Source organism: Novipirellula sp., assembly GCF_041583735.1.
In the GTDB taxonomy this organism is placed as follows: Bacteria; Planctomycetota; Planctomycetia; order Pirellulales; family Pirellulaceae; genus Novipirellula.
This window is the reverse complement of sequence record NZ_JBFHFD010000747.1, coordinates 1-3,951: the sequence shown is the minus strand read 5'-3', so window position 1 is coordinate 3,951 and position 3,951 is coordinate 1. Positions and strand designations below refer to the sequence as shown.

Sequence of the window (3,951 nt, the reverse complement as noted above, 5' to 3'; positions counted from 1 at the left end):
GGGCAATCCAGCTTCGGCAAGGATCGGTTCTTCTTCGTTTGGTCAATCAATTTTTCGCAATGCGGACACTCGTACTGGACCGGCATCCGCACGTCTTGCGTTTCGGTTGCCAACCGAGCCAATCCAAAACGCAGTGCATCGGGACCAAACTTTTCGATCACGTCAATCGGGTCAACGCCGTTGCCTTTGCTCTTGCTCATCGTTTCCCCCAATCCATCAAGGATTTTGGGGTGAATGAAGACCTCGTTAAACGGGATCTTGCCGACGTTATTGAGCCCCATCAATACCATTCGCGCGACCCACAACGTGATGATGTCACGCGAGGTGATCAGCGTGCTGGTCGGGTAAAAGTACTCGAGTTCCGCAGTTTGCTCGGGCCATCCGAGCGTGCTATGAGGCCATAGCGCCGATGAGAACCACGTATCCAGAACATCGGGGTCACGGACCAATCCCAATCCCTCGACTTTTGCTTCGAGCTTCGGATCATCGCTTCGCAAACAAACGAATAGCGAGTAGGTGCCGTCTTCGTTTTCGTCGATCCGATCGGCAATCTTGCCCGAAGCATATTCCGAGAACGCTTTGATCTTTTCTGCGGCCGCGTTTGCATCGGCTTCGCTGATCCCACCAAGTGACCAAATCGGAATTTGATGCCCCCACCACAATTGACGACTGACGGGCCAATCACGTTTTTCGCTCAACCAATCGAGATAGCCTTTGCGATAACGCTCGGGGAAAATCTTGACTTGCTCGGTTGAAACGGCATCCATGGCGGATTGAGCCAGCTCTTCCATCGCCACGAACCACTGGTCGGCCAAGTACGGTTCGATCGGGGTCTTGCTACGGTCGCTCAGCGGCAACTCAATTTCACGATCCTCGATTTCGCCAAGCAGATCGAGTGCCTCGAGATCTTCGAGCACCTTGGCTCGCGTCTTTTTGATCGTCAAACCCTCATAAACTCCGGTCTCGGAATTCATTGTTCCGTCGGCGTTCAGGATGTTGATCATCGCCAATCCAACCCGCTTTCCGACTTCGTAGTCATTCGGGTCATGCGCCGGCGTGATCTTGACGCATCCGGTCCCCATCTCGGGTTTGGCCCATTCGTCGGCAACGATTGGGATTTCACGATTCATCAACGGCAACATCACTTTGCGACCGTCCAGCGCCATGTCACGCAATTGGATCAGCAGCGGCAACATCGTTTTGCGGCGATCCACGAGGGCTTCGATTTGTTTATCGATCTCACTCTTTTCGCCGGCGGATGCGGTGTCACGCTTTGTTTTCAGATCCGCTTCGAGCTTGTCCATCGCCGCTTCGGGATCGGGGTGCACCGCGACGGCGCTGTCGCCTAGCATCGTTTCAGGACGCGTGGTGGCAATTTCGATTCGCGACGGTTCGCCCGGCTTGGGATCAACAACCGGATAGAAAATGTGCCAAAAATGACCTTTTTCGGTCTGGTTGATCACTTCATCGTCGCTGACCGCGGTCTGCAAATAAGTATCCCAGTTGACCAGTCGTTTGCCGCGGTAGATCCGTTTCTTGCTGAACAGATCAAAGAAGGTCGCTCGCACCGCGGCAGCGCAGCGGTCGTCCAAGGTGAACCGAACTCGCTCCCAATCGCAACTGCATCCCATGCGTTTGAGTTGGTCGAGGATCCGTTTCTCGTATTGTTCTTTCCAATCCCAAATTCGCTGGACTAACGCTTCGCGACCAAGATCGTGACGCGACTTGTTTTCTTGTTCTTTGAGTCGTTTTTCAACAACCGCTTGCGTTGCGATACCGGCATGATCGGTGCCAGGCATCCATAGCGTTTCAAAACCTTGCATTCGCTTGGTGCGAATGACGATGTCTTGCAGCGTGTTGTTCAAGCCATGCCCCAGGTGCAGTGCCCCGGTCACGTTCGGCGGTGGGATCACAATCGTAAAGGGTTTGCGATCAGGATTGGGTTCGGCGTGAGCGCATCTTGCATCTTCCCAAGCTTTGGCAATGTCCGCTACAGCGTCCGAATGTTCAAATCGAGTCGGAATCGTCATGATTTTTCTAGCGTTACTTTTTTTCGGATTTGTGAAGTTTGTATTCGACGGCATCGACCAGCGCGCTCCAGCTCGCTTCGATAATGTTTTCGCTGACGCCAATGGTGCCCCACGATTCGTGGTCATCACAGCTTTCAATATTCACTCGGATCGATGCCTCGGTACCGCTGCTCGATTCAACGACGCGTACTTTGTAGTCGGTCAAACGCATCTCTGCGAGCATTGGGTATTCGTCGGCAAGCGCTTTGCGAAGTGCGGCATCGAGCGCGTTGATCGGCCCGTGGCCTTCGGCAGCATCAAACCACAACGTCTCGCCGACCTTGAGCTTGATGATCGCTTCCGCAAACACACTACGCTGTTTGCTCTCGATGCTGCGATCCCCCGCCACGACTCGGTACTTGATCGTTTCGAAGTGTGGCGTGTAGGTGCCGGCAACGCGTTTGATTAGCAGATCGAACGACGCGCCCGCATTTTCGAATTGGTAGCCTTCGTTTTCCAGTCGCACGACTTCGGCCAAGATCTTGTCCATCAATTCGCGGTCGTCGTCCAAATTGTGCTTGGTCGCCAGCGCGGCGATATTACTACGTCCGGAAAGTTCGCTGACGAGAATGCGACGCTCATTGCCGACCAAGGCTGGATCAATGTGTTCGTAGGTCTTCGCCGCTTTATTGATCGCGTGGACATGCATACCGCCTTTATGAGCGAACGCACTTTGGCCGACGAACGGTTGGTTGTTACGCCACTGCAAATTGGCGGTTTCGTAAACAAAACGGCTCAGTTCGGTCAACGGTTGTAGCGATCGGCCACCCAGCACGCTGTAGCCTTCCTTCTTGAGTGACAGATTCGCCATCACCGTGATCAAGTCGACATTGCCACAACGTTCCCCGATGCCGTTAATGGTTCCTTGAACCTGAGTTGCCCCGGCATCGACCGCCGCCAACGAATTTGCCACAGCAAGCTCGCAATCGTTGTGGCAATGGATCCCAATTTGCACGTTGAAATCGGAAAGCGCGGCCTTTGTCGCTTTGGTGACTTCGCGAATCCGCTCGGGCAGCGTGCCGCCGTTGGTGTCGCACAGGCTGAGCCAAGTCGCGCCGGCCGACGCGGCGGCCTTCAGTGTTTTGATCGCATATTCGGGGTTTGCGTTGTAACCATCAAAGAAATGTTCGGCGTCGTAGATCAATTCAGCGCCGCGAGCAAGAAACTCGGTGCTCTCGCCAATCATCGCCAAATTTTCTTCGAGCGTGACGCGAAGCACTTCGGTGGCATGGTAGTCCCACGTTTTGCCGACCAAGGTGATGCAGGGTGTTTCGGCTTGCACCAAGGCTTTCATGCCGGGATCGTCTTCGGCTTTCATCGATTTCCGCCGCGTCATTCCAAACGCACAGACCTTGGTGCTGCCGAGGTTGCGTTTTTTGATCTCGCGAAAGAATGCCACGTCCTTCTCGTTCGACAGCGGGTAGCCCCCTTCGATAAAGTCGATGCCAATTTCGGCCAGCCGCTCGGCAATATTGAGCTTGTCTTGAAGTGAGAAACTGACACCTTCGCCCTGAGAACCGTCTCGGAGCGTTGTGTCGTAGATCAAGATGGGTTTGGCGTTCATCGCGGGCGTGTTGGAGTTAGAAGGGGAAGGATGCAGAGAAGCGAAAGCCGTGTGGCGGGCAAAGCGTCAGGGAGTGAAAGTAGGAAAATGGGCGGTCGGTGTGCGGTCGTTGGTGTTTCAGGTACGAAAAAACCCCCGAAGCTATGAGTGGCCTCGGGGGTGAATGTCAAAGTGGCATCTCGATTCGAGCCCTGCTCCGCAATTGACTGCGGCCAGTCCGATTCGTTCCCCGCGTTATGGCCGGCTATCAATGCCGACGACGCGGATAATCATGGTTTGGATAATGCTGTGAAGTGCCACGGAATTGTCTGTTTCTGT

The 3,951-nt window shown here is 54.3% G+C and carries 2 protein-coding genes; both read right to left on the bottom strand.

Features of this window, described 5'->3' with window-relative positions:
• Positions 1-2,030: class I tRNA ligase family protein (locus tag ABX962_RS32050; RefSeq protein ID WP_372725725.1), on the bottom strand; the 2,030-nt coding region annotated here is incomplete at its 3' end.
• 13 nt (positions 2,031-2,043) lie between these two features.
• Complete coding sequence (gene cimA / locus ABX962_RS32045; protein WP_372725723.1) at positions 2,044-3,633, bottom strand: citramalate synthase; 1,590 nt, start codon at positions 3,631-3,633, stop codon at positions 2,044-2,046.
• Positions 3,634-3,951: the final 318 nt, after the last annotated feature.